Source organism: Anaeromyxobacter diazotrophicus, from assembly GCF_013340205.1.
In the GTDB taxonomy this organism is placed as follows: Bacteria; Myxococcota; Myxococcia; order Myxococcales; family Anaeromyxobacteraceae; genus Anaeromyxobacter_A; species Anaeromyxobacter_A diazotrophicus.
Window position 1 is genome coordinate 427,213 of the sequence record NZ_BJTG01000004.1, and the last position, 21,791, is coordinate 449,003.

Genomic DNA, 21,791 nt, shown 5'->3' on the forward strand with positions numbered 1-21,791 from the left:
GCCGAGCCGCGCCCGTCACGGCGCGCGCCCCTCCTCCTCCTCGGGCGCCGGCTCCCGCTCCGCCTGGGCGGAGCGGGGCGGTCCGGCGGCGATCTCCGGAGGGTGGCGCCGCGCGTCGGCGCGCAGCCTGAAGGCCTGGAGCAGGAGCGCCGCCCCGAGCCAGAGGCCGAGCACGATGGCCGGCGCGAGCACGACGCGCGGGAAGAGCAGCGCCGCCACCGCCAGCAGCACCAGCGCGGCCCCGGCCGCCAGCACCAGCGTCGCCTCCGCCGGCCCGAGCACGCGGTAGCCGCCCAGGGCGGCGCCGACGGTGTTGCCGATGCGGATGGCGCCCGCCGTCTTCACCGCCGAGCCCTCGCGCCGCTGCCGCCGCGGGCGCTCCGGGGGGCGGGCGGGCCGCGGGTGCAGCGGCCGCAGGCGCGGGCCGAGCACCACCTCGGTGGCGTGCGTCAGGTCCTCCTCGAAGGTGTCCTCCATCTCGCGCGCGAAGCCCTCGTCCTCCACCGCCACGTCGAGCTCCCAGTTGCCGAGCCAGCTCGCCACGTTGAGGTTCGAGGAGCCGACGCGCGCCCAGCGGCTGTCCGCCACCGCCGTCTTCGCGTGGAGCATGGGGCCGTTCCACTCGAACACCCGCACCCCCGCCTCGAGCAGCGGGCGGTAGCCGGCGGTGCCGAGCCGCTTCACCAGGCCGAGGTCGCTCGAGCCCGGCACCAGGAAGCGCACGTCGACCCCGTCGAGCGCCGCGGCCCGCAGGCTCTGCACGTACACCGGCGAGCCCACGAAGTAGGCGTCGGTGATCCAGAGCGTCTGGCGCGCGGTGGCCGCGATCAGCTGGTCGAGGCGGAGGAGCCCGGCGGTGGCCGGCTCGGTGCCGATGACCCGCAGCGCCACCCCGCCCGCCGGCGCCAGCGCCTCCTGGTCCACGAGCTCGCCCGGCGGGAGGGCCGGACCGGCCTCGGCCCAGACGCGGGCGAAGGCGCGGGCCAGGCCAGCGACCGCCGGACCCTCCACCCGCACGCCGGTGTCGCGCCACGGCGCGAGGCCGCGGGCCGGATCGCCGGCCCAGCGCTCGGCGAGGCAGAGGCCGGTCACGAAGCCGACGCACCCGTCCACCAGCAGGCTCTTGCGGTGGTTGCGCCGGAGCCAGCCCAGGGGGCGGTCCACGCGGAACGGGTTGAAGCAGCGGACCTCGACCCCGCCCGCCTCGAGCCGCCGCCAGAAGCGCCGGCCGGCCTCGCCGCGCGCGCCGAGCCAGTCGTAGAGGACGCGGGTCCGCACCCCGCGCTGCGCGGCCGCCACCAGCGCGTCCGCGAAGCGGTTCCCCAGCGCGTCGTCGGCGAGGATGTAGGCCTCGAGGCAGATGGATCGCTGGGCCCCCCCGATCGCCTCCAGCCAGGCGGGGAAGTTCTCGGCCGCGTCGAGGAGCAGCTCGAGGCGGTTGTCCGGCACGAGCGGGGCCCCGGCCGCGCGCGAGAACGCTTGCTCGCCGGCCGCCCGCAGGTGGTCGCGCGAGTCCCACGGGGCGCGCCCGGCCGCCCAGCTCGCCTGGAGAGGCATCCCCCGAGTTGTAACCCGGCCGCTCGCTGCCGGCGCGGAGTCCATCGAAGGAACGTCCCCGCACCCGGCGGCCCCGACGGGGGCCACTGCCCGTCAAGTCGCGCACCGGACGGCGGGGAGGCGCATCTTGCACGCCGTGCCACGCCCGAACGACGCCCCGGCCCCCCGCGGCGGCCTGCCCGCGAGCTGGAAGGCGCTCGCCATTCGCCACTACCACGAGCGCGCGGTGCGGTACGAGGAGCGGGTCTCGCGCGGGCTGCTGGCGAGCCTGCGCTGGCGGGAGCGCGAGGCGGTGCTGCGGCTCGCCGACCTGGCCTCGCCGGCGCGGCGCACCGTCGTCGACGTCGGCTGCGGGGGAGGGTTCTTCGCCCGCGCCGCCAAGCGGGCGGGGATGTGGGTGCACGCCGTCGACGCCGCCGCCGGCATGGTGGAGCTCGTCCGGCCGGACGTGGACCTGGCCGAGGTCGCGGACCTCGAGACGTTCGACCCCCCGCGGCGCTATGACCTCGTCATCTGCTGCGGCGCGCTCGAGTTCGTGGCGAGTCCGGGGGAAGCCGTCGCGCGCCTGTGCCGCCTCTGCGCGCCCGGCGGCCGGCTCGTGCTGCAGGTGCCGCGCGAGAGCGCCGGCGGGCGCTGCTACCGCCTGCAGAAGCGCTTCGAGGGCCTCCGGACGGTCCTCTACCGGCGCGACGCGCTGGTGGCGGAGGTGGCGGCGCACGGTCTCGCCCCCGCTGGCGAGGCCTTCCCGCTGCCGTACAACATGGTGGTCGCGTTCGACGCGCCTGGGTGCTGAGCGACATGGGGCGGTCCGCGCGCCACCCATAGGAGGCTGGCGCGACGCCCCTTCCCGCTGGCGGCGTAGCGATTCCGTGGCTTCCAGCCCGGCACGGGGTTCGCAAAGAGGCACCGCTGTCGTCGGTCCAGACGACACAGCTGCGGCTGAGCGGGCGTGGCGGCGTCGAGCTCGACGCAGCGCGCGCCGGCAGCCGGACGAAGGCGGAGCGAGATGCGCACGACTGGAAAGATCATCGTCCTCGGGGTCGGGGCCGCGGTCCTGGTGGGAGCCGGCCTCGGCCTCTACATGGTGAAGCTCAGCGCCGACGACACCGACGTCCGGATCGCGGAGCTGGACCGGACGCTGCGCGAGAACTTCGACCGCAACGCGCGCCTGCAGGTCGAGCAGGCGGTCTCGATGCTCCAGCAGATCGTGGACCGCGCCAATCGCGGGGAGCTGTCGCAGGAGCAGGCGAAGCTCATGGGCGCCGACTTCCTGCGCAAGCTCCGGTACGACAAGGACGGCTACTTCTGGGCCGACGACTACGACGGCGTGAACGTCGTCCTGCTCGGCAGGGCGGACGAGGGGAAGAGCCGGATCGACAAGCCGGACGCGAAGGGCAAGCGGTGGGTCCGGGACTTCCTCTCCAACGGGCGGTCCGGCGGCGGGTACACGGACTACTACATGGTGCGGCAGGAGGGCGGCCCGCAGCTGCCGAAGCGCGCCTACACGCTGGCCTTCGCCCCATTCGGCTGGGTCGTCGGGACGGGGAACTACGTCGACGACATCGAGGTGGCGGTGAGCGCCAAGCGGGAGGCGGCGCTCGCGGCGCGGAGGACCCAGCTCGTGGCCATCGCGCTCATGGTGCTCCTCACCACGGCGCTGGTCGCGGGCGTGGCCGTCGTCCTCGCCCGCTCCGTCGCGCGCCCGCTGACGCGGGTGGCGGACGAGGCGCGGCGGGTGCAGCGGGCCTTCGCCGAGGGCCGGCTCTCGACGCGGGCCGACGCCGCGGCGATCCACCCGGAGTTCCGCCCCATCCTCGAGGGGATGAACCACGCCCTCGACACCGTCTTCGTGCCGTTCTCGACCATGACGGAGTACGTCGAGCGGATCTCGCACGGCGACATCCCGGAGCGCCGGACGGCCGAGGTGCACGGCGACGTGGTCGCCATGCAGGCGTCGCTCAACCGCTGCATCGACTCGGTCCGGGCGCTGGTCGCGGACGCGAACGCGCTCGCGCGGGCGGGCGTCGCGGGGCAGCTCGAGACCCGCGCCGACGCCGCGCGCCACGAGGGCGAGTTCCGCAAGGTGGTCGAGGGCGTGAACGCCACGCTCGACGCGGTGGTGGGGCCGATGCGGGAGTCCTCGCGGGTGCTGGAGCAGCTCGCGGGCCGGGACCTGCGCGCGCGCGTGAAGGGCGAGTACCAGGGCGAGCTGGCGCGCATGAAGGAGGCGGTGAACGGGACGGCGGAGGCGCTGCACCAGGCGCTGGCGCAGGTCGCCCACGCCGTCGACCAGGTGTCGTCGGCGGCGGGGCAGATCGCGGCCTCCAGCCAGACCGTGGCGTCGGGCGCCTCCGAGCAGGCGAGCTCCCTGGAGGAGACCTCCTCCAGCCTGGAGTCGATGGCGATGATCACGAAGCAGGCCGCCGACAGCGCCCAGCAGGCGAACGGCCTCGCGGAGCTCGCCAAGGCGGCGGCGACGGAGGGCGGCGCCGCCATCGAGCAGATGTCGGGCGCGATGGCGAAGATCAAGGCCTCGGCCTCGGGCACCTCGCAGATCATCAAGGACATCAACGAGATCGCGTTCCAGACCAACCTCCTCGCGCTCAACGCCGCGGTGGAGGCGGCGCGCGCCGGCGAGGCCGGGCGCGGCTTCGCGGTGGTGGCGGAGGAGGTCCGGTCGCTGGCGCTGCGCTCGAAGGAGGCCGCCAACAAGACCGAGGACCTGATCCGCGACTCGGTGAGGCAGGCGGGCGAGGGCGAGCTGACCGCGAAGCACGTGGCCGAGGTCCTGGCCGGGATCTCGACCTCCGTGTCGAAGGTGACGGACATCGTGGCCGAGATCGCCGCCTCCGGGAAGGAGCAGGCCGCCGGCATCGACCAGGTGACGAGGGCGGTGGAGCAGGTGAACCAGGTCACGCAGCAGAACGCGGCCAACTCCGAGGAGTCGTCCTCGGCCGCGGCGGAGCTCTCCGGTCAGGCCCAGGAGCTGGCGGCGATGGTGGGGATGTTCCAGCTCGAGCGCGCGGCCGCGGCGGCGCCGCGCCGGCGCGCGCCGGCGACGGAGGCCCGCGCGTAAGGCTGGGTGGCGGTAGAGCAGGGGAATCGAACCCCCCGACAGCGCCGTTCAGCACCATCCACCGGTTTTGAAGACCGGGCCCGGCACCAGCCCAGGACGCTCTACCGCGGTCGGGTTTACGCGGTGCGCCGGGCACGGTCAAGCATCCGCCCTTATCTGAAGGGGCGGGGCGGCCGGTGCCGACGACCAACTACATCGCGCTCGCGATCCCCTTCTTCCTCCTCCTCATCGGGGTCGAGCTGCTCGCGGCGCGGGCCCGCCGGCGCGCGGTCTACCGCCTCGCGGACGCGCTGGCGGACCTCGGCTGCGGGGTCGGACAGCAGGTGGTGCTCGTCTTCGCGGGCGCGGCGCTGCTCGCCGCCTACGCCTGGCTCTATCAGCACGCGCGGCTCGTCACCTTCCGGCCCGGGAGCGGCTGGCCCTGGCTCGTCGCCTTCGTCGCCGTGGACGTCGCCTATTACTGGTGGCACCGTCTCTCGCACGAGGTGAACCTGCTCTGGGCCGCCCACGCCGTGCACCACCAGTCCGAGGACTACAACCTCGCGGTCGCGCTCCGGCAGTCCGTCCTGACGAGCTTCACCTCGCTCCCGTTCTACCTGCCGATGGCGTTCCTGGGCGTGCCGACGGCGGTCTACGCCACCAGCGTGGCGGTGAGCACGCTCTACCAGTTCTGGATCCACACCGAGCTGGTGGGGAAGCTCGGGCCGCTGGAGCGGGTCCTCAACACGCCCTCGCACCACCGCGTCCACCACGCGGTGAACCCGCAGTACCTCGACAAGAACTACGGGGCGATCCTCATCGTGTGGGACCGGCTCTTCGGCACCTTCCGCGAGGAGCGCGCGCCGGCGGTCTACGGCACGACCAAGCCGCTCGCGAGCTTCAACCCGGCCTGGGCGCAGGTGCAGACGTGGTTCGAGATCGCCGAGAAGGCGCGGGCGCTGCCGCGCCGCCGCGACCGCCTGCGCCTGTGGCTCGCCTCGCCCGCGGTGGACCCGCTCGGACGCCCGGCGCCCACCGAGGAGGCGCTGCGGGCGCGGCCGCGCCACGACGTCCTGCTCGCCCCGGCGCTGCAGGGCTACGCCCTCGTCCAGTTCGCGCCGCTGGTGGCGGCCACCTTCGTCATGCTCCTCGCGCAGGACACCGCGCCGAGGGGCGCGCTGGCCGCCGCGGGCGCGCTCGCGCTGTGGACGCTCGCCTCGCTGGGCGGCCTCCTCGATCGGAGGGGCTGGGCGTGGCCGGTGGAGGGGGCGCGCCTGCTGGCGGTGGGCGCCGCGCTCGCGGCGGCGCGGCCGCTCGGGACCGCGGCCAGCGTCGCGGCCGGCGCGGCCTGGGCGGCGGGGAGCGCCCTGTGGCTCGCCCGGGCGGCGCGCGCTCAGCCCGGCGGGACCGACTCGTCGGCGCCGGTGCCGCGCGTCTTGGACGGGCGGGCGCCGGCGGCCGGCGGGGCGTGCTCCTCGCCGTAGGGCGCCATCCGCAGCATGAGCCGCTCGTGCGGCATGGCGGCCCGGAGCGCGCGCAGGTACTGCATGGGCGAGTAGAAGACGAAGTTCGAGACGCGGCTCGTGTAGATGCAGGCGTAGTCCTCGATCTGCTCCCCGAAGCGCGAGTTCTCGTTCCCCTCCTTGAAGGTGAGGCCCCAGTACTTGTTGAAGCCGAGCTCGACCGCGCGCTCCAGCTCCCGGACGCGCGCGTCGGCGTCGCGCACCGCGCGCCGCAGCTGCTCCAGCTCGTGCTTCATCTCGCGCCGCTCCGCCTCGACCTGCGTCCGGGTCGCCGGGTCGCGCGCGTCGCGCTCCAGCCGGCGGTCGAGCGCGTTGAGGCCTGCCTTGCGGACCGAGATCTCGTCGTCGAGCCGCGCCCGCAGCTCCTCCAGCCGCGCCATCTCCTCCAGCGAGGGCGAGCTCTTCTCGAGCCAGGCGAGCTCCGCCTCCAGCTCCGGCACGATCATGCAGGTGCGCCAGAGCGAGCTCTTCCGGGAGCGGAGGATGTCGCCGTAGATGTGGTCGCCCACGTAGAGGACCCGGTCGCCGCCGATCCCGCCCAGCCGCTCGAACGCGTGCAGGCTGCCGCCCTGGTAGACCACCCCGCGCTCGAGGGCCGCCGCCGGGCCCAGCACCTCGCCGCGCGCCGAGAGCTGCAGCACCGGCCGCTCCTCCGAGAACCACCCCGGCTTCTGCGCGCCGGTGAGGATGACGTCGAAGTAGTTCTTCCAGCTCGGGTACTCGGGCAGGACGCCGTCGAGGATGAAGCTCATCACCGCCTCGGTGTAGTCCGCGAACGAGTTGGTGAGGAGGAACAGCTTCTTGCCGCCCGAGCGCAGCTTGTGCAGCGCCGGGCCGAGCTCCAGGTCCTTCACCAGGAACCGCGGCAGGTCGGCCTTCACGATCTGCTTCAGCGTGTCGTCGCGGTGGACGGTGTCGATCGAGTTGCGGATGTCGTCGTACAGCTTGGCGTAGGGCACGCGCTCGCCGCGCCCCTCCAGGCACTCGATGATCTCGGCGAAGAGGCACGCCTCCGGCAGCGCGAACAGCGTGTCGATCCAGGCGAAGCGCGGCAGCGAGAGGTGGATCTTCTCCTCGCGGTAGAGGCGCTTCACCTCCTCGTAGGGGAGGACGCGCTTGCCGTGGTAGGCCCGGCCGCAGTGGTTGTGCCGGTCCATCTTGAAGATGTTCCCGGCCTGCTTGTCGACCACCAGGCCGCGGATGACGAAGTCCGGATCGTAGGCGAGCCCGGCCAGGACCTCCGGGTAGCCGAGGTGGTCGATCATCCTCCGCGTGGTCATGCGGAAGGCGAGCTCCTCGAGCTGCCGCAGGTGGTACATCGCGAGCGTGTAGTCCATGTCGAAGCCGACCACGTCGATCTTGTCGAGCCGCAGGTTGCGGTTGACGAAGATCTGGCGGGCGAACGGCACCTCGCGGACGGGCAGGCGATGCCGCTCGAGCAGGGCGGTCACCTCCGCGTCGCGGTAGCTGTCGCCCGCGGGCTCGTCGGCTTCCTGGCGGGAGCTTCGATCGAGTCGTCGCATCCCACCGGACATTAACCCTCCGCGGGCCGGGCCACCATTCCACCGCGGCGGGGGCCACCTTTCTTTACAGGCCCCCGGCGCTCGGGCAGGCTCCCGCCATGCCGCGCCGGGCCGTGACGACCGGGGAGCTCCTGGCGCGGATCGCGGCGCTGGAGGAGCGCGTCGCCCGCCTGGAGGCGAAGCGCGCGCCGCCGGGCGACGGACGGGCCTCGTCGCCGCCGCGGCGGACGGGCCTGCGCTGCCCGGGCTGCGGGCTGCCGTTGAAGAAGCGGCGCGGCCGCTGTGCCGAATGCGGCCGGCCGCTCGAGCCGTGAAGCAGGTCGCTGCGGGGTCGCTACTCCGCGCACAGGTCGCGCGTGGAGACGCCGAGCGCCCGTGCGATCGCGACCACGGTGGTGAACGGAGGGTTGCGCCCGCCGCGCTCGATGAGGCTGACGTAAGCCACGGAGAGCGCCAGGGAATTCGCGAGCATCTCCTGGGTGAGACCGCGCTGGTGACGGATGGAGCGGACCTTCTCGCCGAGCTTGCGGAGCACCTCGCGGCGCGGATCGCGCGGGGGCTTCGCCTTGCTCGTCCTTCTGGGAATCCTCGTCTTGAGAGCCGTTTGCATGACCTCGGGGGTCCCGCGAAAGGACGCGGGGTGCGTCCCCTATAACTGATTTTTTACATCCTCGCAGCAAGCGGGCGCGCGTTGGACGGCGTCGCGGCCGGCCACTATCTTCCAGCCCGCGAAAGGAGCCCCGTGCCGCGCACGCCAGCAGGCCCCATCCTCGACCTCGATCGCATCGTCGCCCGCCAGCTCCCGAACGGCCTGCGGGTCCGGCTCCTCGCCGACCCGACCGTGCCGACGGTGAGCTACTACACGTTCTTCCAGGTCGGCTCGCGCAACGAGCGGCTCGGCACGACCGGGATCAGCCACCTGTTCGAGCACATGATGTTCAACGGCGCCGCGCGCTACGGGCCGAAGGAGTTCGACCGCGTGCTCGAGTCGCGGGGCGGCAGCTCCAACGCCTACACCTCGAACGACGTCACCGCCTACTACGAGGACTTCGCCTCCGACGCGCTCGAGACGGTGGTGGACCTCGAGAGCGACCGCATGCGCTCGCTCGCGCTCACCCCCGAGACGCTGGAGCAGGAGCGGGAGGTGGTGAAGGAGGAGCGGCGCCTGCGCACCGAGAACTCGGTATTCGGGCTCATGGAGGAGCAGCTCGAGGCGCTGGTCTTCCTGGCACACCCCTACCGCTGGCCCGTCATCGGCTGGATGGAGGACATCGAGCGGATCACGCGCGAGGATTGCCAGGAGTTCTTCCGCACCTACTACGCGCCCGACAACGCCGCGGTCTACGCGGTGGGCGACCTCGATCCGGACGACACCTACCGCCTCGTGGAGCGCGCCTACGGCGACATCCCGGTCGGCCCGCGGCCGCGCCCGGTCCCGCAGGGCGAGCCCCCGCAGCGCGGCGAGCGCCGGGCGGTGGTGCGCTACCCGGCCCAGGCCGCGGCGGTGCTGGTGGGCTGGCGCGGCCCGGCGGCGAAGAGCGCCGACTCGGCGGCGCTGGACGTGCTGCAGGCGGTGCTGGCGGTGGGCGAGTCCTCCCGGCTGCGGCGCCGCCTGGTCGAGCAGGCGGAGGTGGCGGTGTCGGTCCAGGTCTCCTGGGGCTGGCGCGTCGATCCCGGCGTCTTCCTCGTCTTCGCGGAGCTCGCGCCCGGCGTGCCGGCCGAGCGCGCCGAGCGGCTCCTCTGGGAGGAGCTCGCGAAGGTGGCGGCGCGCGGCGTCGGCCGGGCCGAGCTCGTCCGGGCGCAGCGTCTCCTGCGCAGCTCGGTCCTGCACGAGCTCGCCACCCACAACGGCGTGGCGCACGCGCTCGGCCAGGCCGAGGCGCTGCTCGGCGACTGGCGGGAGGCGGGCCGCGCGCTCGAGCAGTACGCGGCGGTCGGGACGAAGGACGTGCGGCGCGTCGCCGCCAGCTGGCTCGACCCCGCGCGCCGGTGCGTGGTGACGCTCGAGCCGGAGGGCCGGTCGTGAGGGCCCCGGGCGCCGGGCCCATCCCGCTCCCGCCGCTGCACGAGGAGCGGCTCCCCAACGGCGCGACGGTGGTGGTGGCGGAGCGGCCGGGGGTGCCGCTGGTGGCGGTCCGGCTCGTCGTCGGCGCGGGCGCCGCGCTCGATCCGCCGCGCGGCCACGGCCTCGCCCACCTGGTGGCGCAGGTGGCGCGCCGGGGCACCGCCCGGCGCACGGGCGAGCAGATCGACGACACCGTCGAGTCGCTCGGCACCGAGCTCGGCGCCGGCGCCGACGAGGACGCCACCTACTTCGGTCTCTCGGCCCCGGCCGAGTTCCTGCCGCAGCTGCTCGACGTGGTGGTGGACCTCGCCACCCGGCCCACCTTCCCGGCGCGGGAGTGGGAGCGCATCCGCCGGCGGGAGGTGGCGGGGCTCGCCCACGTGCTCGACGAGCCAGGGGCGGTGGCCGACCGCGCCATGGTCGAGGCGGTCTACCCCGGCCACCCCTACGGCCACCCCACCGACGGCCGCTCGGCCCACCTGGCCGCGCTCCGCCGCGGCGACGCGGTGGCCTTCCACCGCCGCTGGTTCAACCCGGCCGCCGCCACGCTGGTGGTGGTGGGCGCGGTCCCGGCCGAGGAGGCGCTGCGCGTCTGCCGGCGCAAGCTCGCCGGCTGGAAGGGCGCCGGGCCGCCCCCGCCGCCGGTGCCGCCGGCGGCGCCGGTGCCGCGCAGCGTGCTCGTCGTGGACAAGCCGGACCTCACGCAGGCGCAGGTGCGGATCGCCGGCCCGGCCATGGCGCGCGCGACGCCGGACTACTTCCCGGCCCTGGTGGCGAGCTCGATCTTCGGCGGCGGCTTCACCTCGCGGCTCATGGAGGCCATCCGCGTCAACCGCGGCCTCTCCTACGGGGTGCGGAGCCGCTTCGCCATGAGCCGCGCCGCCGGGATCTTCTTCATCTCCTCCTTCACCAAGGTCGAGACCACCGGCGAGCTGCTCCAGGTGGCCTTCGACGAGGCGGAGCGCTTCTGCGACGGCGGCCCCACCGAGGAGGAGCTGGGGCGCGCCCAGAGCTACCTCGCGGGCCTGTACCCGCTCTCGCTCGAGACGCACGACCAGGTGGCGGAGCGCCTCGCCGACGTGCGGCTCTACGGCGTGCCGCTCGCGGAGGTGACCGACTACCGCGAGCGCGTGCGCGCCGTCCGCGCCGAGGCGTGCCAGGCGCTGGCGCGGCGGTACTTCCCGCTCCGCGACGGCGCCGTGGTGGTGGTGGGGCCGGCGCGGAAGCTCGCGGCCTCGCTCGAGCGGTTCGGGCCGGTGAAGGTCGTGCCGGCGCGCCGGGTCCTGTGACGCTCGCGGTCCTGTACCAGGACGAGCACCTCGCCGCGGTCGACAAGCCCGCCGGCCGGCTCGTCATCCCGGGGCGCGGCGCGCCCGAGCGCACCGTCCAGGCCGAGGCGGAGGAGGCCCTCGGGCGCCTGTGGGTGGTGCACCGGCTCGACCGCGGCACGAGCGGCGTGCTCCTCTTCGCGCGGAGCGCCGCCGCGCACCGCGCGCTCAACCTCGCCTTCGACCGGCACGAGGTGGAGAAGCGGTACCTGGCGCTCGTGCGCGGCGCGCCGCCGACCGAGGCGCGGCTCGACGCGGCCATCGCCCCGGCCCGGCGCGGGCGCATGCGGCCGGCGCGGCCCGGCGAGGAGCGCGGCAAGGCGGCGGTGACCCGGGTGCGGCTGCTCGAGGCGTTCCCGGCCCGGCCGCCGCTCCCGGCGCTCGCGCTCGTCGAGGCGCGCCCGGAGACCGGCCGCACGCACCAGATCCGCGTGCACCTGGCCTGGGCGGGCACCCCGCTGGCGGTGGACCCGGACTACGGCGACGCGGGGCCGCTCACCGGCGAGGGCGGGGCGGTCCTGCTCGCGCGCACGCCGCTCCACGCCGCCGGGCTGGCGCTCCGCCACCCGATCTCCGGCGCGCCGCTCGCGATCGAGGCCCCGCTGCCCGAGGACCTGGCGCGGACGCTGGCGGCGGCGGGAGCGACGACGCCCTAGGGTGCGACGACGCTGCGGTGCGACGGCGCCGCGGGGTGCGATCCGTAGGGCGGGGGCTCGTCCCCCGCCCTAGGTTCGACGGGCCCGCGACGCGGCTACGCCCGGCCCTGCACGAGCACCTTCACCTCGGCCCGGAAGGTGACCTCCACCTTGCCCGCGTCGCGGACCGCGGAGACCCAGCCGAGGCCGAAGGTGGGATGCTCGATCACCTGGTCGAGCTGGTAGCTCGCGCGCGGCGAGTAGCGCTGCGCCATGGCGAGGTTCTTTCCGCGCAGCACCTCGTCGAACGAGATGATGGCGGCGCGCTCCTTCACCGGGCGCGGGGCGGCGCCGGGGCGGCGGGCCGCCGTCCCGTTCGACGCCGCGGGCGGCGCGTCACCGCGGAAGCGGTGGACGCCGTGGCAAGTGTTGCACTCCACCTTCACCGGCCGGCCTTCGACCATGGCGATGATGGTGTGGGCGAGCGACATCCCGCACTTGGTACAGAAGCTATCGACCTCTCCGCCGACCTTGAGCATGGGCGGCGCAGTATTACCCCGGTCGCCCGGGCGCGCGCCAGCCCGCCTCCACCGAGCGGCGGCTCCCCCGCTTGAAAGCGCGTCCCATCCCTGCCACCTTGCGCGCCATGTCCATCCGACCTACCGAGGCGGTGGTCGACCTCGCCGCCGTCGCCGCCAACTACCGGCTCGCCGTGGAGATCGGCGGCCGCCCCGCCGTCGGCGTCGTCAAGGCCGACGCCTACGGGCACGGGGCGGTGCCGGTGGCCCGGGCGCTCCGCCAGGCGGGCGCGCCCATGCTCGCGGTGGCGCTGGTGGAGGAGGGGATCGAGCTGCGCGAGGCCGGGATCGACGGGCCGGTGCTGGTGCTCGGCGCGGCCTACGGCGAGCGCTACGACCTGCTCGTGAAGCACCAGCTCACGCCGCTCGTCTTCACCCCCGCCCACGTGCAGGCGCTCGCCGCCGCGGCGCGCGCCGCGGGCACGCGCGCCAGGGCGCACCTCAAGGTGGACACGGGCATGGGGCGCATCGGCGTCACCCCGGCCGGCCTGCCGGCGGTGGTGGAGGCGCTCCGCGCCGCCCCAGAGGTCGAGCTGGAGGGGGTGTGCACGCACTTCGCGAGCGCCGATCTGGAGCCGCGCGCCACCACCGAGCGGCAGGTCGCGCTCTTCGGCGAGGTGTCGCAGGCTTTGGCGCGCGCCGGGCTGCCGCCGCGCTACCACCACCTCGCCAACTCGGCGGGTACGCTCGACTTCCCGGGCGCGCGCCAGGACCTCACCCGGCCCGGCATCATGCTCTACGGCTACCTGCCGTTCGACCCGGCCGCGCGCATCTCGGAGGTGGCGCGCGCCGCGGCGGCGCGGCTCAGGCCGGCGCTCACCTGGCGCACCGCCATCACCCACGTGAAGCAGGTCGAGGCCGGGACCGCCATCTCCTACGGCGGCCGCTGGGTGGCGGAGCGCCCGTCGCGCATCGCGACCTTGCCCCTCGGCTACGCCGACGGCTACGACCGCCGGCTCTCGGGTCGCCCCGGCTTCGGCCGCGCCGAGGTCCTGGTCCGCGGACGGCGCGCGCCCATCGCCGGCACCATCTGCATGGACATGTGCATGATCGACGTCACCGACGTGCCGGGCGCCGGCGTCGGCGACGAGGTGGTGCTCCTCGGCGAGCAGGGCGGCGCGCGGGTCGACGCGGACGAGCTGGCCGCCAAGGCGGGCACCATCTCGTACGAGATCCTGTGCGGCGTGGGGCGCCGCGTCCCCCGCAGGTACGTGTGAGCCGGGTGCCGAAAAGGCGCCTCCACCCCCCGACTCCCCCTAGAATGCGCCCGTGAATCGGCTACGCGCCTGGGTCGAGGACTTCGGCCGGATGATCCTGTTCGGCGGCGAGACCCTGGCCTGGGTCTTCCGGCCGCCGTTCCGCCCGGAGCTCATCCTGGCGCAGATGGCGGCCATCGGCGTCGGCTCCGTCTTCATCGTCGGCACCACCGGGTTCTTCACCGGCATGGTGTTCGCGCTGCAGGTCACCTACGCCATGGGCCAGTTCGGGGCCGAGGGGTACGTCGGCGGCTCGGTGGGGCTGGCGCTCTCGCGCGAGCTGGCGCCGGTGCTCACCGCGCTCATGGTGATCGGCCGCTCCGGCAGCGCCATCACCACCGAGCTCGGCACGATGCGCGTCACCGAGCAGATCGACGCCATGGAGACGATGGCGGTGAACCCGGTGCAGTACCTGGCGGTGCCGCGCCTCCTCGCCGCGCTCTTCATGTTCCCGGCGCTCACCATGCTCTTCAACTCGCTCGGCTACCTGGGCGGCTACCTCATGGGCGTGTTCGTCTCGAACATCCCGCCCGGCCCCTTCATCGAGCACACCCGCACCATGGTCGAGACGCAGGACATCACCCACGGCCTGTTCAAGGCGTTCATCTTCGGCGGGGTGGTGGCGGTCATCACCACCTACCGCGGCTACGCCGCCGAGCCCGCCGCCGGCTCGCGCGGCGTCGGCGAGGGCACCACCCGCGCGGTGGTGATGAGCTCCATCGCCACCCTGGTCTTCGACTACGTCCTGACGCTCGGGTCGGTGGGGAAGTGACCCGGTGATCGCGATCCGAGACCTCCACAAGTCGTTCGGCGATCACAAGGTGCTCGACGGGATCACCATCGACGTCGAGCGCGGGACCACCTTCGTGGTGCTGGGCGGGTCCGGCTCCGGCAAGACGGTGCTCATGAAGCACGTCATCGGGCTGCTCAAGCCCGACTCCGGGACGGTGCTCGTCGACGGGATCGAGATCCCGAAGCTCGAGGGCCGTGAGCTCACCGAGGCGCGCCGCATGTTCGGGATGGTCTTCCAGGGAGCGGCGCTGTTCGACTCGATGACCGTGTACGACAACGTCGCCTTCCCGCTGCACGAGCGCCAGCGGGGGATCAAGCCGAGCGAGCTGCGCGAGCGGGTGATCGAGAAGCTCAAGGTCGTCGACCTCGACGAGGACGTGCTCACGAAGTTCCCGGCGGAGCTGTCGGGCGGCATGCGCAAGCGCGTGGCGCTGGCCCGGGCGGTGGTCCACGAGCCCAAGGTCGTGCTCTACGACGAGCCCACCACCGGCCTCGATCCCATCACCACCGCCTACGTCGACGACATGATCCTCTCGGCCAAGCAGCGGCTCGGGGTGACGAGCATGGTCATCTCCCACGACATCGCGAGCGCCTTCAAGGTGGCCGACAGGATGGCGGTGCTCTACGATGGCCACCTCGCCGCGCAGGGCACCCCGGAGGAGGTGCGCCGGAGCGATCACCCCTACGTGCAGCACTACCTCTCCATGTGGTTCGAGAAGCAGTAGGCCCCCAACCGAATGACCCGCCCGCTCCTCAACAAGGCCTTCGCCGTAGGGCTCCTCGTCGCCGTGTGCGGGGTCGCCTTCCTGGTCGCGTTCACCTTCTTCCGGAAGGGCGGCTACTCGGACAAGGACACCTACCGCGTCTTCGCCTTCTACGAGGACGCCACCGGCCTCACCTGGAAGAGCCGCGTCCAGATCGCCGGCATCCAGGTGGGCGAGGTGGAGCGGATCACGCTCGACCAGAGCCGGGCGCGGCTCGACATCCGCATCCGCAAGGACATCGACGTCCACGCGGACGCGTGCCTCACGAAGCGGTTCCCCTCCACGCTGCTCCCCGACGCGCTGCTCGACCTCGTGCCGGGCACGCCGCGCACCCCGTCGCTCCGGGAGCTCCCCGAGGACCAGCGCGAGATCCGCTGCGCGCTCGAGTCGACGAGCGTCGCGAAGCTCCTCGACTCGATGGCGAAGATCGCGACCGACGTCCAGTCGGTCACGCGCGAGCTGAACCAGATGGTGGCGGGCTCGCAGGGCTCGATCCGCAACATCATCGCCAACCTGGAGAAGGCGAGCGCCAGCCTCGACGACAGCCTGGCGCAGGGGCACGACAAGATCGCGGCCATCCTCGACAACGCCGAGAGCTTCACCGGCACGCTGGCCGACGTGGCGCAGGCGGACCAGCAGCGCTACCGCGACATCGCGAAGAACATCGACCAGGCCTCGAAGCGGCTCGACGGGATCCTGGCCAGCGTCCAGCAGATGGTCGGCAGCGGCGACGAGTCGGGGGACCTGCGCAAGACGGTGGCCGACGCGCGCGAGTCGCTCCAGCACCTCAACAACTCGCTCAAGCAGGTGGAGAAGGTCGCCACCAACATCGGCGAGGGGAAGGGCGTCGCCGGCAAGCTCCTCAACGACGAGCGGCTGGGGGAGAAGCTGGGCGGGACCATCGAGCAGGTCTCGGACTACGTCGACAAGCTCGCCAAGCTGCAGATCAAGGTCGACCTGCGCTCGGAGTGGCTGCTCACCCAGAGCGGCGCCAAGACCTACGCCGGCTTCGCGCTCGTCCCGCGGCCGGACAAGTACTACCTGTTCCAGGTGGTGAGCGACCCCCGCGGCGTCAACACGCAGACCGTGGAGACGGTGGTCAGCCAGACGCCGGCCGGCACGGCCAGCACCCAGACCACCCGCACCCTCAACCAGCAGACGGTGAGCTTCACGCTCGAGTTCGTGAAGCGCTTCGGGCCGGCCGCCTTCCGCATCGGGCTCATCGAGAGCTCGGGCGGCGCCGGCGCCGACCTCTACCTGCTCGACGACCGGCTCAAGCTCTCGGTCGAGGTCTACCAGTTCGCCCGCCCCGATCGCCCCACCTTCCCGCGCGCCAAGCTCTGGGCCGACTACACCTTCTTCAAGTACCTCTACGCCACGGTCGGCTCGGACGACTTCCTCAACGCCTGGCGCGCCGGGCGCTACCCCGGCGGCCCGAAGTTCGCCATCGGCCAGGACGTCTTCTTCGGGGGCGGCATCATGTTCACCGACGACGACCTGAAGACGCTCTTCGGCGTGGCGGGCAGCAGCCTCTCGAGCGCGGGCACGAGCGCGAAGTAGCGCGCGCCCCGGCGCGGCTACTCGCCGACCGCCCGCACGAGCTTCGCGCGGGCGGTGGCGAGGTCGTAGCCGGCGCGCACCTGCTGCGAGCGCGCCGAGGTGAGCGCGGCCTCGGCGTCGGCGAGGTCGACGATGCTGCCGACGCCCGCCTGGTAACGCCCCTCGGCCAGCTCCAGGTTCTCCTGGGCCTGCGTGACGAGCACCCCGGCCGCGTCGCGGCGCGCGCGCGCCTCGCCCACCGCCAGCGCCGCCTGCTCGACCTCGGAGCGGACCTGGAGGGCCTCCAGCTCGCGCGCGGCACGCGCCTGCTCGACCGCCCCCCGCTGCTCGTCCACGGCGGCGGCGTCCGAGAACCCGTTGAAGAGGTTCCAGGAGAGCGCCGCGCCCACCTGCCAGTTGTGGACGAGCGGGAAGTCGGCCCCGCGCCACCCGTACTGACCGGAGGCGGAGAGGACCGGGAACCAGGCGGAGCGCGCCGCGGCCAGCGACTGCTCGGCGGCGCCGACGCGCAGGTCGAGCGCGCGCAGCTCCGGGCGCTGGCGGAGCGCGCGCTCCACCTCGTCGGCCGGGCGCGGATCGGGACCGCCGGGGTCCTCCGGGGCGACCAGGCGGACCGGCCCGAGCGGCTCGCCCACCGCCGCCTCCAGCGCGGCGCGCGCGGACGCCACCCCGTTGTCGGCCTGGAGCTTGGTGATGCGGGCGTTCGTCAGGTCCACCTGCGCCCGCGTCACGTCGAAGCGGGTGCGCCGGCCCACCTCCAGCGAGGCCTGCGCGAAGTCGAGGTGCTTCTGCATCTGGCCGATGGTGTCGTCCGCCACCTGCACCAGCGCCTGCGCCGCCAGGGCGGCGAACCAGCTCGTGCGCACCTGCAGCTCGACGTCCTGCCGCGCCGCCGCGAGATCGGAGCGCGCCGCCGCCTCGGACGCCCGCGCCGAGCGCACCTGGCCGAGGGTGCGCCCGAAGTCCCACAGCGGCGCCTGCACGCTGAGCGCGGCGGCGTAGTACGGGCTCGTGGCGTCGGTCTCGGGCAGGGCCACCCGGAACCCGCCGCCGGACTGCGTGCCGGGGGAGGGGGCGAAGTTGCTCGTCGCCCGCGAGTAGCTGGCGGTCGCGTTCACGTCCGGCAGGAAGCTCCCGAAGACCTCTCTCGCTCGCGCCTCGGCCTGCGCCGCGACCGCCAGCGCCTGCGCGCTGCGCGGGTGGCTCCGGGCGCGGGCGAGCGCCTCCTCGAGCGTGAGCGTCCCCGGGGCCGAGGCGGGGAGGGGAGCGGCGGCGGCCGCGCCGAGCGCGGCGGAGAGGAGGAGGGCGAGCGTCATTCGTACCTGAGCGCGTCGATGGGATCGAGCCGGGAGGCGCGCAGGGCGGGGTAGAAGCCCGCCACCACGCCCGCCAGGCCGGCGAGGAGCACGGTCCCCGCCATGACCGCCGGGGAGAGGAGCGTCGGCCACTCGGCCTTCACCGCCATGAGCCAGGAGACGCCGGCGCCGAGGGCGAGGCCGACCAGGCCGCCGATGGCCGCCAGCACCACCGCCTCGATGAGGAACTGGAAGAGCACGTCGCGCCCGCGCGCCCCGACCGCCATGCGGATCCCGATCTCGCGCGTCCGCTCGGTGACCGACACCAGCATGACGTTCGCGATGCCGATGGCGCCGACGAGCAGCGAGATGAGCGCGATGGAGCCGAGCAGCAGGGAGAGGGTGGCGGTCTGCTGGTTGGCGGAGTTCTGGATCTCGGTGAGGTTCCGGATCTGGAAGTCGGGCTCGGCCGCTTCCGCCAGGCGGTGGCGCTGCTTGAGGAGCGAGGTGACCTCGCGCTGCGCGTCGGCGACGAGCTGCGGGCCGCGGGCCTCGACCATGAGCATCCCGACCGCGTCCGACTGCGTCCCCTGGATGCGCCGCACCAGCGTGCTCCAGGGCATGACCACCACGTCGTCCTGATCCTGGCCCCAGCTGCCCTGGCCCTTCGCCGCCAGGACCCCGACCACCTTGCAGGGCACGTGCTTCACCCGGATCTGCTCGCCCACCGCGTTCGCCTCGCCGAATAGCTTCTCCTTCACGGTCTGGCCGAGGAGGCACACCTTCGCGCCGGCCGCCTCCTCCTCCCGCCCGAACGGCTCGCCCTGCGCGAGCGGCCACTGGCGCACCGTGAGGTAGGCGGAGGTGGAGCCCATGATCTGGGTGAACCAGTTCGCGTCGCCGTAGACGACCTGCGCGCCGCTGCGGTTCACCGGGGCCACCGCCGCCACCGCCTGCGGCAGCTCGCGCTCGATGGCGCGGGCGTCGTCGAGGGTGAGGTTCTGGGTGGCGCCGGCGCCGGTGGCCGCGCCGTGGGTGTTCATCGAGCCCGGGACCACCATGAGCAGGTTCGACCCGAGGGAGGCCATCTGCTGGGCCACCTTGGCGCGCGCGCCCTGGCCCAGCGAGACGGTCGAGACCACCGCCGCCACCGCGATGACGATGCCGAGCATGGCCAGCGCGGAGCGGAGCTTGTTCTTGCGCAGCGCGCGGAGCGCGGTGCGCAGGGCGGGGAGGAGGATCACGGCCCGGTCCCCTCCCGCGCCGCCAGCCGCCGGCTGGCCACCGGCTCGTCCGAGAGGACGCGCCCGTCGCGGAAGACGACGGTCCGGCGGGCGTGCTGGGCGATGTCGGGCTCGTGGGTGACGAGGAGCACGGTGAGCCCCTCGTCGTTCAACTCCTGGAAGAGCCGCATCACCTCGAGGCTGGTGGCCGAGTCGAGGTTCCCGGTCGGCTCGTCGGCGAGGAGCAGCCGGGGCCGGTTGACGAGCGCCCGGGCGATGGCGACGCGCTGCTGCTGGCCGCCGGAGAGCTGGGCCGGCGCGTGGTCGAGCCGGCCAGCCAGCCCCACCCGCTCGAGCGCCTCGACGGCGCGGCGGCGGCGCTCGGCGGCGGAGGTGCCCTGGTAGACCATGGGCAGCTCGACGTTCTCGAGCGCGCTCGTGCGCGGGAGGAGGTTGAAGCCCTGGAACACGAAGCCGAGCGCGCGGCCCCGCGCCCGCGCCAGCGCGTCGCGCGAGAGGCGGCTCACCTCCTCGCCGTCGAGCTGGTAGCTGCCGGCGGTGGGCCGGTCGAGGCAGCCGACCACGTTCATGAAGGTGCTCTTGCCCGAGCCGGAGGCCCCCATGATGGCCACGAACTCGCCCGGGAACAGGTCGAGCGAGACGCCCTTCAGCGCCTGCACGCTCACGTCGCCCATGCGGTAGGTCTTCTCGATCTCGCGGGCGCGCACCACCGGGGCCGCCGCCGGGGCGCGGAGCCGCTCCGGGCTAGAAGAGGCCACGGCGCGGCCCCCCCTGCGGCGGCCCACCGGCGCCGCTCCCGTCGCCCGTCACCACCTCGTCTCCTTCCTCGAGGCCGGAGAGGAGCTCGGTCTGGCGGCCGTCGGAGATGCCGAGCTCGACCTCGGCCGGGGCGAGCTGGCCGCCGCGCAGCTGGTAGACCCGGCCGCGCCGCACCCCCTTCCGCGGGGCGCCGTCGGCGCTCGCGGTGCGCTCCACGCGGCCCGCCCCGGCGCCGGCGCCCGGCCGGCCCTCGCCGCCGGGCCGGGCGGAGCCGGGGTCGCCGGCTGGACGGAAGCGCAGCGCGGCGTTCGGGACGCGCAGCGCCTCCGGCACCTGCTTCGTCACGATGGTCACCGAGGCGGTCATCCCCTGGCGCAGCTTCCGCTCCGGGTTCGGCGCGTCGATGACCGCGGCGTAGGTGACGACGTTCTGGATGGTGCTGGGGGCCTGGCGCACCTCGCGGATCTTCCCCTCGAACTGCTCGCCCGGGAACGCGTCCACGGTGAACCGGGCGGCGAGCCCCTCCTTCACCTTCCCCACGTCCGCCTCGTCGACGTTGGCCAGGATCTGCATCCGCGTCAGGTCGTTCGCGATGAGGAAGAGGGTGGGAGCCTGCAGGCTCGCGGCCACCGTCTGGCCCACGTCGACGCTGCGCGAGATGACGATGCCGTCGATCGGGCTGCGGATGCGGCAGAGCTGGACGTTGGTGAGCGCCGTGTCGCGGTCGGCGCGTGCCTGGAGCACCCGCGCCGCCGCGCCCTGCAGCGCCGCCTCGGCGCCCTCGCGCGCCGCCAGCGCCGCGTCCACGTCCGCCGCCGCGATGAGGTTGCGCTTCTGCAGCTCGAGGCTGCGGCGCTCGGTCCGCTGCGCGTCGGCGAGCGCCGCCTTCGCCTTGGCCACGTCCGCCTCGGCCGCGGCCAGCCCCGCCACCGCCCGCTCCAGCGCGGCCTGGAACAGGCGCGGGTCGATCTCCGCCACCACCTGGTCCTTCTTCACCGGGGTGTTGAAGTCGGCGTACAGCTTCGAGATGGTCCCGGACACCTGCGAGCCGACGTTGACGGTCACCACCGCCGAGACGTCGCCGGTGGCCGAGACCACCTCGGCGACGCCCCCGCGGGTGACGCGGTCGGTGCGGTAGGCGGGGTGGGGGCGGCTGCCGCAGGCGGCCAGGGCGAGGGGGAGGGCGTAGGCGGCGAGGTGGAGTGCGCGCATGGGAGCGGCGCCATCCTAGCGCCGCGCCCCGGGGAGGGGCCCGCCGGTAACAGTTCTTCACACGCGGCGCCCCCGGCGAATCCTCCCGGCCCGGATATACTCCAACGCACATGAACCGCTGGCTGAAGCTCGTCCTCCTCGCCCTCGCCGTCGTCCTCGCGTTCGAGCTCGTCGTGCACCGCGCCCGCCGCCTGCGCGGGGTGCCCTCCGGCGTCGCCGCCCCGGGCTTCACGCTGCCCGCCGCCGACGGCGCCCAGGTCTCGCTGGAGGGGCTGCGCGGCAAGGTGGTGGCGCTGAACTTCTGGGCCACCTGGTGCGGCCCGTGCCGGGAGGAGATCCCGGAGCTGGCGCGCGTCTACACCGCGCGGCAGGGCCGCTGCTTCGAGATGCTGGGGGTGGCGGAGGAGTCGGGCGCGCACGGCGAGGTGACGGCCACCGCCCGGAAGCTCGGCATCAACTACCCGGTGCTGTTCGACGACGACGCCAAGGTGGGCGACGCCTTCCACATCCCCGGCTACCCGCGCACGTACCTCATCGACGTGGACGGGCGCATCCGCAAGGTGTTCGAGGGCCAGCTCGCGGAGGGGGAGCTCGACCGCGCCCTCGCCCCGCTGCTCGCCGAGTGCCCGCGAGCCTGAGGCGCGC

The 21,791-nt window shown here is 74.0% G+C and carries 20 protein-coding genes and 1 tRNA gene; 12 read left to right on the forward strand and 9 right to left on the reverse strand.

Annotated elements, in window-relative coordinates; translation table 11 throughout:
- Positions 1–15 precede the first annotated feature (15 nt).
- A complete protein-coding gene (locus HWY08_RS10590; protein WP_176064826.1) occupies positions 16–1,557 on the reverse strand; it encodes a phospholipase D-like domain-containing protein in 1,542 nt (513 codons plus the stop codon).
- A gap of 136 nt (positions 1,558–1,693) precedes the next feature.
- Between HWY08_RS10590 and HWY08_RS10595 the strand changes: the two genes are divergently transcribed.
- On the forward strand, positions 1,694–2,350 hold the full coding sequence (locus tag HWY08_RS10595; RefSeq protein WP_176064827.1) for a class I SAM-dependent methyltransferase: 657 nt from the start codon (positions 1,694–1,696) through the stop codon (positions 2,348–2,350).
- A 213-nt stretch (positions 2,351–2,563) separates the two neighbouring features.
- Positions 2,564–4,633: a methyl-accepting chemotaxis protein gene (locus tag HWY08_RS10600; protein WP_176064828.1), complete on the forward strand. Its 2,070-nt coding sequence runs from the start codon at positions 2,564–2,566 to the stop codon at positions 4,631–4,633.
- 7 nt (positions 4,634–4,640) lie between these two features.
- On the opposite strand, the gene HWY08_RS10605 is transcribed toward HWY08_RS10600, so the two are convergent.
- Positions 4,641–4,739 (reverse strand) — tRNA-Sec (locus tag HWY08_RS10605).
- A gap of 70 nt (positions 4,740–4,809) precedes the next feature.
- On the opposite strand from HWY08_RS10605, the gene HWY08_RS10610 reads away from it, so the two are divergent.
- Complete coding sequence (locus HWY08_RS10610) at positions 4,810–6,096, forward strand: sterol desaturase family protein (RefSeq protein WP_176064829.1); 1,287 nt, start codon at positions 4,810–4,812, stop codon at positions 6,094–6,096.
- Here the strand turns inward: HWY08_RS10610 and HWY08_RS10615 are convergent.
- Positions 6,006–7,658: an HAD-IG family 5'-nucleotidase gene (locus HWY08_RS10615; RefSeq protein ID WP_235969565.1), complete on the reverse strand. Its 1,653-nt coding sequence runs from the start codon at positions 7,656–7,658 to the stop codon at positions 6,006–6,008. The genes HWY08_RS10610 and HWY08_RS10615 overlap by 91 nt on opposite strands.
- 98 nt (positions 7,659–7,756) lie before the next feature.
- On the opposite strand from HWY08_RS10615, the gene HWY08_RS10620 reads away from it, so the two are divergent.
- Positions 7,757–7,972, forward strand: a complete 216-nt coding sequence (locus tag HWY08_RS10620; protein ID WP_176064831.1) for a hypothetical protein — start codon at positions 7,757–7,759, stop codon at positions 7,970–7,972.
- Between the two features lie 20 nt (positions 7,973–7,992).
- Here the strand turns inward: HWY08_RS10620 and HWY08_RS10625 are convergent, their stop codons facing one another.
- Positions 7,993–8,268, reverse strand: coding sequence for a helix-turn-helix domain-containing protein (locus HWY08_RS10625; RefSeq protein ID WP_176064832.1), 276 nt, complete (start codon positions 8,266–8,268; stop codon positions 7,993–7,995).
- Between the two features lie 132 nt (positions 8,269–8,400).
- Here HWY08_RS10625 and HWY08_RS10630 point away from each other — a divergent pair, with 132 nt between their 5' ends.
- Genes HWY08_RS10630 through HWY08_RS10640 form a run of 3 tightly spaced genes read left to right on the forward strand, consistent with a single transcriptional unit; the run spans position 8,401 to position 11,707 of the window.
- Entirely contained in the window at positions 8,401–9,684 is a 1,284-nt protein-coding gene (locus HWY08_RS10630; RefSeq protein WP_235969566.1) for a M16 family metallopeptidase, read from the forward strand.
- Positions 9,681–11,012, forward strand: a complete 1,332-nt coding sequence (locus HWY08_RS10635; protein WP_176064834.1) for a M16 family metallopeptidase — start codon at positions 9,681–9,683, stop codon at positions 11,010–11,012. Before HWY08_RS10630 ends, HWY08_RS10635 begins: the two co-directional genes overlap by 4 nt.
- Positions 11,009–11,707: an RluA family pseudouridine synthase gene (locus tag HWY08_RS10640; RefSeq protein WP_176064835.1), complete on the forward strand. Its 699-nt coding sequence runs from the start codon at positions 11,009–11,011 to the stop codon at positions 11,705–11,707. The genes HWY08_RS10635 and HWY08_RS10640 overlap by 4 nt, the downstream gene beginning before the upstream one ends.
- A 95-nt stretch (positions 11,708–11,802) precedes the next feature.
- Here the strand turns inward: HWY08_RS10640 and HWY08_RS10645 are convergent, their stop codons facing one another.
- A complete protein-coding gene (locus HWY08_RS10645) occupies positions 11,803–12,225 on the reverse strand; it encodes a hypothetical protein (RefSeq protein ID WP_176064836.1) in 423 nt (140 codons plus the stop codon).
- Between the two features lie 107 nt (positions 12,226–12,332).
- Here HWY08_RS10645 and alr point away from each other — a divergent pair, with 107 nt between their 5' ends.
- From alr to HWY08_RS10665, 4 genes are read left to right on the forward strand one after another with little or no spacing between them, the layout of a single operon-like run.
- On the forward strand, positions 12,333–13,481 hold the full coding sequence (gene alr / locus HWY08_RS10650; RefSeq protein WP_176064837.1) for an alanine racemase: 1,149 nt from the start codon (positions 12,333–12,335) through the stop codon (positions 13,479–13,481).
- A gap of 52 nt (positions 13,482–13,533) precedes the next feature.
- Entirely contained in the window at positions 13,534–14,292 is a 759-nt protein-coding gene (locus HWY08_RS10655) for an MlaE family ABC transporter permease (RefSeq protein ID WP_176064838.1), read from the forward strand.
- Positions 14,293–14,296: 4 nt separating this feature from the next.
- Positions 14,297–15,037 carry an ABC transporter ATP-binding protein gene (locus tag HWY08_RS10660; RefSeq protein ID WP_176064839.1) on the forward strand — a complete coding sequence of 247 codons (741 nt, stop codon included), beginning with the start codon at positions 14,297–14,299 and terminating at the stop codon, positions 15,035–15,037.
- A gap of 12 nt (positions 15,038–15,049) precedes the next feature.
- Positions 15,050–16,636, forward strand: coding sequence for an MlaD family protein (locus HWY08_RS10665; protein WP_176064840.1), 1,587 nt, complete (start codon positions 15,050–15,052; stop codon positions 16,634–16,636).
- A gap of 17 nt (positions 16,637–16,653) precedes the next feature.
- On the opposite strand, the gene HWY08_RS10670 is transcribed toward HWY08_RS10665, so the two are convergent.
- From HWY08_RS10670 to HWY08_RS10685, 4 genes are all read right to left on the reverse strand, one after another.
- On the reverse strand, positions 16,654–17,952 hold the full coding sequence (locus tag HWY08_RS10670; RefSeq protein WP_176064842.1) for a TolC family protein: 1,299 nt from the start codon (positions 17,950–17,952) through the stop codon (positions 16,654–16,656).
- Positions 17,949–19,175, reverse strand: a complete 1,227-nt coding sequence (locus HWY08_RS10675; protein WP_176064844.1) for an ABC transporter permease — start codon at positions 19,173–19,175, stop codon at positions 17,949–17,951. Before HWY08_RS10675 ends, HWY08_RS10670 begins: the two co-directional genes overlap by 4 nt.
- Positions 19,172–19,849 (reverse strand): ABC transporter ATP-binding protein, encoded by a 678-nt coding sequence (locus tag HWY08_RS10680; protein ID WP_308469070.1) that lies wholly within the window; start codon positions 19,847–19,849, stop codon positions 19,172–19,174. The genes HWY08_RS10675 and HWY08_RS10680 overlap by 4 nt, the downstream gene beginning before the upstream one ends.
- A 70-nt stretch (positions 19,850–19,919) precedes the next feature.
- Positions 19,920–21,146, reverse strand: a complete 1,227-nt coding sequence (locus tag HWY08_RS10685; protein WP_176064846.1) for an efflux RND transporter periplasmic adaptor subunit — start codon at positions 21,144–21,146, stop codon at positions 19,920–19,922.
- Between the two features lie 110 nt (positions 21,147–21,256).
- On the opposite strand from HWY08_RS10685, the gene HWY08_RS10690 reads away from it, so the two are divergent.
- On the forward strand, positions 21,257–21,784 hold the full coding sequence (locus HWY08_RS10690) for a TlpA family protein disulfide reductase (protein WP_176064848.1): 528 nt from the start codon (positions 21,257–21,259) through the stop codon (positions 21,782–21,784).
- The last annotated feature ends 7 nt before the right edge of the window (positions 21,785–21,791 follow it).

Coding starts and splice junctions, on each gene's coding strand:
- HWY08_RS10685 (WP_176064846.1), bottom strand. CDS start 21,146: ATGCGCGCACTCCACCTCGCCGCCTACGCCCTCCCCCTCGCCCTGGCC.
- HWY08_RS10670 (WP_176064842.1), bottom strand. CDS start 17,952: ATGACGCTCGCCCTCCTCCTCTCCGCCGCGCTCGGCGCGGCCGCCGCC.
- HWY08_RS10690 (WP_176064848.1), top strand. CDS start 21,257: ATGAACCGCTGGCTGAAGCTCGTCCTCCTCGCCCTCGCCGTCGTCCTC.
- alr (WP_176064837.1), top strand. CDS start 12,333: ATGTCCATCCGACCTACCGAGGCGGTGGTCGACCTCGCCGCCGTCGCC.
- HWY08_RS10620 (WP_176064831.1), top strand. CDS start 7,757: ATGCCGCGCCGGGCCGTGACGACCGGGGAGCTCCTGGCGCGGATCGCG.
- HWY08_RS10600 (WP_176064828.1), top strand. CDS start 2,564: ATGCGCACGACTGGAAAGATCATCGTCCTCGGGGTCGGGGCCGCGGTC.
- HWY08_RS10625 (WP_176064832.1), bottom strand. CDS start 8,268: ATGCAAACGGCTCTCAAGACGAGGATTCCCAGAAGGACGAGCAAGGCG.
- HWY08_RS10680 (WP_308469070.1), bottom strand. CDS start 19,849: ATGGGCGACGTGAGCGTGCAGGCGCTGAAGGGCGTCTCGCTCGACCTG.
- HWY08_RS10665 (WP_176064840.1), top strand. CDS start 15,050: ATGACCCGCCCGCTCCTCAACAAGGCCTTCGCCGTAGGGCTCCTCGTC.
- HWY08_RS10590 (WP_176064826.1), bottom strand. CDS start 1,557: ATGCCTCTCCAGGCGAGCTGGGCGGCCGGGCGCGCCCCGTGGGACTCG.
- HWY08_RS10615 (WP_235969565.1), bottom strand. CDS start 7,658: ATGCGACGACTCGATCGAAGCTCCCGCCAGGAAGCCGACGAGCCCGCG.
- HWY08_RS10645 (WP_176064836.1), bottom strand. CDS start 12,225: ATGCTCAAGGTCGGCGGAGAGGTCGATAGCTTCTGTACCAAGTGCGGG.